We start from the raw sequence: 4,846 nt of genomic DNA on the forward strand, positions 1-4,846 counted from the left end.
GCGAGCGGGTGTTCTGGGTGGGCACGTACACCGGGGAGGCGGGCGCCGGTGAGGGCGTCTACCGGATGCGGCGGCGGCCCGGCGGCGCGCTGGAGGCGCCCGTGCTCGCGGGGGCGGCCGTGAACCCGTCCTACCTCGCGACGCATCCGGGCAAAGACGTCCTTTACGCGGTGCGCGAGGAGGAGTCGGGCGGCATCCTCGCCTACGCGGTGGTGGACGGGCGGCTCCGGGAGATCGGCAGGCGCGGCGCCGGATCGCTCCCCTGCCACCTGTCGGTGAGCCCTGACGGCCGGTATCTGCTCGTCGCCGACTACGGCTCCGGGACGGTCAGGGCCGTGCGGCTGGGGCCGGACGGCGGGTTCTCGGGCGACCCGTCCGTGGCCGAGGGCCATGGCCGCGGGCCCGTCCCCGACCGCCAGGAGGGCCCGCACGCCCACGCGACGGCCCACGCCCCGGACGGAACCGTCCTGTCGACCGACCTCGGCGCCGACCTCGTGCGGTCCTTCCGGATCGGCGGCGACGGCGCCCTGCGCCTGGTCGGGGAGACGCCCGTGCCGCCCGGCCGCGGGCCCCGGCACCTGGTCGTCCACCCCAGCGGGCACGTGTACGTGGTGACCGAGCTGGCGGCGACGACGCTCGTCCTCAGGCCCGTGAACGGCTACGCCGGGCTGGAGCTGGTCGCCGAGTCCCCCGCCATGGCCGAGCCGCCCGGCGGCGACACCCCGTGCGGAGCGATCAAGCTCGGCCCCGGCGGCCGGTTCGTCTACACCTCCACGCGCGGCGCCGACGTGGTCACGGCGCACCGCGTGCTGGACGGGGGCGCGGCGCTCGAACCGGTCGCGGACGTGGAGACGGGCGGCCGGTGGCCCCGGGACCTGCACGTGGACGGCGAGTGGATGCACGTGGCCAACCAGCTGAGCGACACGATCACGACGTTCCGGCTGGGCGGGGACGGCGTTCCGGTGCCCTCCGGGGCGCCCCTAGACGTCCCCGCGCCGGTGTGCGTCATCCCCGCCTGAGCGCCCTCCAGGCGAGGTCAGGCCGGTGTTTCCTGCCCGGTGCCACGGGCAGGCCCCGGGTGGACGAGCGGACACCAAGGGAGCATCCGGACATGACGACGATCGCCACGACCAATCCCGCGACCGGGCGGGTGGAGAAGACCTTCGACGCGCTGGCCGGGGAGGAGATCGACCGGCGCGTCGGACGGGCGGCGGCGGCGTTCGCCTCCTACCGCACCACCGGCTTCGCCGAGCGGGCGGCGTGGATGAACGCGGCGGCGGACATCCTGGACGGGGAGGCCGACCAGATCGGCGCCATGCTGACGGCGGAGATGGGCAAGACGCTCACGGCCGCCAAGGCGGAGGCGCGCAAGTGCGCGAAGGCGTGCCGGTACTACGCCGAGCACGCGGAGGGGTTCCTCGCCGACCGTCCGGCGGACGCGGAGGCCGTGGGCGCGTCGGCCGCTTACATCCGCTACCAGCCGCTCGGGCCGGTGCTGGCGGTCATGCCGTGGAACTTCCCGCTCTGGCAGGTGATCAGGTTCGCGGCGCCGGGGCTGATGGCGGGCAACGTGGGGCTGCTCAAGCACTCCTCGAACGTCCCGCAGACGGCGCTGTTCCTGGAGGACCTGTTCCGGCGCGCGGGGTTTCCCGAGGGGGCGTTCCAGACGCTGCTCATCGGGTCCGCCCAGGTCGAGCGGGTGCTGCGCGACCCCAGGGTGAAGGCCGCGACGCTCACCGGCAGCGAGCCCGCCGGACGGTCGGTCGCCTCCATCGCCGGGGACGAGATCAAGCCGACGGTCCTGGAGCTCGGCGGCAGCGACCCGTTCGTGGTGATGCCCTCGGCCGACCTCGCGGCGGCGGCGGAGGCGGCGGCCACGTCGCGGTGCCTGAACAACGGGCAGAGCTGCATCTCGGCCAAGCGCTTCATCGTCGACATCGGCGCGGCCGAGGAGTTCGAGCGGCGCTTCGTCGACGCCATGCGGGGCCGGCGGGTCGGCGACCCCATGGACGAGGCCACCGACGTGGGCCCCCTGGCCAGCGAGCAGGGCCGCGCCGACGTCGAGGAGCTGGTCGCCGACGCGGTCGGCAAGGGCGCGACGGTGCTGTGCGGGGGCGAGCGCCCGGACGGCCCCGGCTGGTTCTACCCGCCGACCGTCGTGTCCGGTGTCACGCCCCAGATGCGCATGTACCACGAGGAGGTCTTCGGGCCGGTCGCGTCCCTGTTCCGCGTCCGCGGGGTGTCGGAGGCGGTCGAGGTGGCGAACGCGACGGGCTTCGGCCTCGGCTCGAACGCCTGGACCCGGGATACGGACGAGCGGGAGCGGTTCGTCCGGGAGCTGGACGCCGGGCAGGTCTTCGTCAACGGGATCACGACGTCCTACCCCGAGCTGCCGTTCGGCGGGGTCAAGCGGTCCGGCTACGGCCGCGAGCTGTCGGAGCAGGGCGTGCACGCGTTCTGCAACGCCAAGACCATCTGGGTGGGCTGAGGGGTCACGGGACGACCTCGAAGGTCGCCTTGGCCGGAGCGCGCCTGCTCCCGGCGGATGCGGAGAACACGTGCGTCCCGATCGCGAGCATGCCCGGGACGAACTCGTGCGCCTGGTTGATCGCGTAGTTGAACGTGCCCTTGCGGTCGACGACCGGGCCCGCGCGCCGCGGATGATGGTCGAGCCGCACCGTCACGCGCTCTCCCGGGGCCCAGCCCGTCCCGTGGACCACGAAGACGGTCCGCCCGTCGCCGCGGGGCTGGTTGACCACGATCCGCGGGTCGCCGGTCGGCAGGGCGTGCTCGCCGCTCGGCGGCGGGGGCGGATCGCCGCGCGGCGCCGGCGGACGGTGCCCCCCGGCCGTGCCGTTCCCCGCGGTGGCGTCAGGCCAGAAGGACCGCCCTAGCAGGGCGCCCACGGCGATCAGGCCGATGCCGACGACCGACATGACCCTGTTGCGCGGCTCGCGCAGGAAGGTCCGCACGGAGGAGCCCGACGAGGGGTCCTGCGTGCTGTCGTGCCCCCGGGGGCGCCGGACGGCGGGCGGCGCGTCCTCGGGAACGTCGGGGACCGGTTCGGGCACCGGGATCCTCGGCCCCTCGCCGTAGTCCTCGACCAGCGCGACCGCGGCCTGCGGCAGGTAGGAGCCGCCCGGCTCCAGGCCGAGGTGCGAGGACACCGCCGCCACCGTCTCGCCGGGCGTCGGCCGCCTCCCCGCCTCCCGCTCCATGCACCCGCGGACCAGCGCGTCCAGCTCCAGGGGGAGCCCGCCGTAGTTGGGGGTCCTGGTGGCGAGCTGCGCCATCAGGTCCAGGACCCCCTCACCGGAGTAGGGGCCGTGCCCGGTCGCGGCGAACAGCAGTACCGCGCCCAGCGCGTAGACGTCGCTCGCCGCGGTGACCTCGCGCGACCCCTGGGCCTGCTCGGGCGCCATGAACGCCGGGGTCCCCACCGCGACCCGGCTGAGAGTCATCCGGGCGCGCTCGCGGGCGTGCGCCAGGCCGAAGTCGATGACGCGCGGCCCGTCCAGCGACACCAGCACGTTGGACGGCTTGAGGTCCCGGTGCACCAGGCCGGCCGCGTGGATGGACTCCAGCGCCTCGGCGCAGCCCGCGGCCAGCCACCGCACCGCCGGAACCGGTAACGGCCCGGTCGCGGCGACCAGCCGCTCCAGCGACGGCGCCGGGACGTAGGCGGTCGCGAGCCAGGGCACCTCCGCGTCCGCCTCGGCGGCGACCACCGAGGCGGTGTAGACGCCGCTGACCCGCCGCGCCGCGGTGATCTCGTGGCCGAACCGGATCCGGAAGTCGGCCTCGCGGGCCAGCTCGGCCCGGATCGTCTTCACCGCGACCAGCCGCCCCGCCGCCGAGCGCCCCAGGTACACGCGTCCCATCGAGCCGGCGCCGAGCCTGCCGAGCAGCGCGTACGGGCCGACCGTCCTCGGGTCGCGCGCCTCCAGCGGATCGAGCGGGCCGTCTCGCCCAGCCATGTCGCCTCCCACGGCCGTCTCGCCCCACATCGTCCACAGCCGAGGTCACGAAACGTGTGCGATGGCGCCCGCGCGTCCACTCCCGGTCACGGTCGAACCGGTTCCCGGGCCGTGACGTGCGCCGGCCCCTTCCTCCCGCGCGGGAGGAAGGGGCCGGTCAGGTCGGATGTCAGGAGGTCGGGGCGGTCTCCGCCTCGCGGCGCACCTCGTCCATGTCGAGGGCGCGCGCCTGGGTGATCAGGTCCTCCAGGGCGTCCTCGGGCAGCGCGCCGGGCTGGGAGTACAGCACGACCTTGTCGCGGACGATCATGAGCGTGGGGATCGAGCTGATCTGGAACGCCCCCGCCAGGTCCGGCTCGGCCTCGGTGTCCACCTTGGCGAACAGGGCGTCGGGGTGCCGCTCGGACACGCGCTCGTAGACCGGCGCGAACGACCGGCACGGCCCGCACCAGGACGCCCAGAAGTCGATCAGCACCAGGTCGCCGCCGCCGACGGCCTCGTCGAACGTCTCGCGTGTCAGGGCCTTCGTTGCCATGACCGTCTCCTCTCATAGTCTCTACGGCTACGGCAACACCGGCCCTACCACCGCGATTCCCCGCCGCCGTCGAGGGCCTCGCGCCGTGCCTGCCGCTGATGGCCTCCCCCCGGCGTGACCCCGAGGTGGCCGGGGTCACAGGGTGAACAGGGCGGTCGGCGCAGGTGGGATGGGTTTTGCGCTTGACTTCCAGTATTCCTACCTTAATTATGGGAAATATGCCGCACGTCGCTTTGACCGTCCGGCGCGTGGTCGACTTCATGCGCCTGAACAGCACCCTTTGTCGCTGACCGCGCCGCCGCCTCCGCGTCTGGACGCGCGGCCCGCCCCGGCC

The 4,846-nt window shown here is 74.4% G+C and carries 4 protein-coding genes; 2 read left to right on the forward strand and 2 right to left on the reverse strand.

Going from position 1 to position 4,846, the window contains the following annotated elements:
* Both E1298_RS44110 and E1298_RS44115 read left to right on the forward strand, forming a co-directional pair.
* A partial coding sequence (locus tag E1298_RS44110; RefSeq protein ID WP_341770707.1) for a lactonase family protein occupies window positions 1-1,019 on the forward strand: 1,019 nt, incomplete at its 5' end.
* A gap of 92 nt (window positions 1,020-1,111) precedes the next feature.
* Window positions 1,112-2,488 carry an NADP-dependent succinic semialdehyde dehydrogenase gene (locus E1298_RS44115; protein ID WP_131903337.1) on the forward strand — a complete coding sequence of 459 codons (1,377 nt, stop codon included), beginning with the start codon at window positions 1,112-1,114 and terminating at the stop codon, window positions 2,486-2,488.
* Window positions 2,489-2,492: 4 nt separating this feature from the next.
* Here the strand turns inward: E1298_RS44115 and E1298_RS49960 are convergent, their stop codons facing one another.
* Window positions 2,493-3,977 (reverse strand): serine/threonine-protein kinase, encoded by a 1,485-nt coding sequence (locus E1298_RS49960; RefSeq protein WP_207945220.1) that lies wholly within the window; start codon window positions 3,975-3,977, stop codon window positions 2,493-2,495.
* Window positions 3,978-4,146: 169 nt separating this feature from the next.
* Window positions 4,147-4,512, reverse strand: coding sequence for a thioredoxin family protein (locus E1298_RS44125; RefSeq protein ID WP_131903338.1), 366 nt, complete (start codon window positions 4,510-4,512; stop codon window positions 4,147-4,149).
* Between the last annotated feature and the right edge of the window lie 334 nt (window positions 4,513-4,846).

The organism is Actinomadura rubrisoli, assembly GCF_004349215.1.
Lineage (GTDB): Bacteria > Actinomycetota > Actinomycetes > Streptosporangiales > Streptosporangiaceae > Spirillospora > Spirillospora rubrisoli.

What these genes read in the sequence shown, in the direction of transcription:
- E1298_RS44125 (WP_131903338.1), bottom strand. Translation starts at nt 4,512, where the DNA reads ATGGCAACGAAGGCCCTGACACGCGAGACGTTCGACGAGGCCGTCGGC.
- E1298_RS49960 (WP_207945220.1), bottom strand. Translation starts at nt 3,977, where the DNA reads ATGGCTGGGCGAGACGGCCCGCTCGATCCGCTGGAGGCGCGCGACCCG.
- E1298_RS44115 (WP_131903337.1), top strand. Translation starts at nt 1,112, where the DNA reads ATGACGACGATCGCCACGACCAATCCCGCGACCGGGCGGGTGGAGAAG.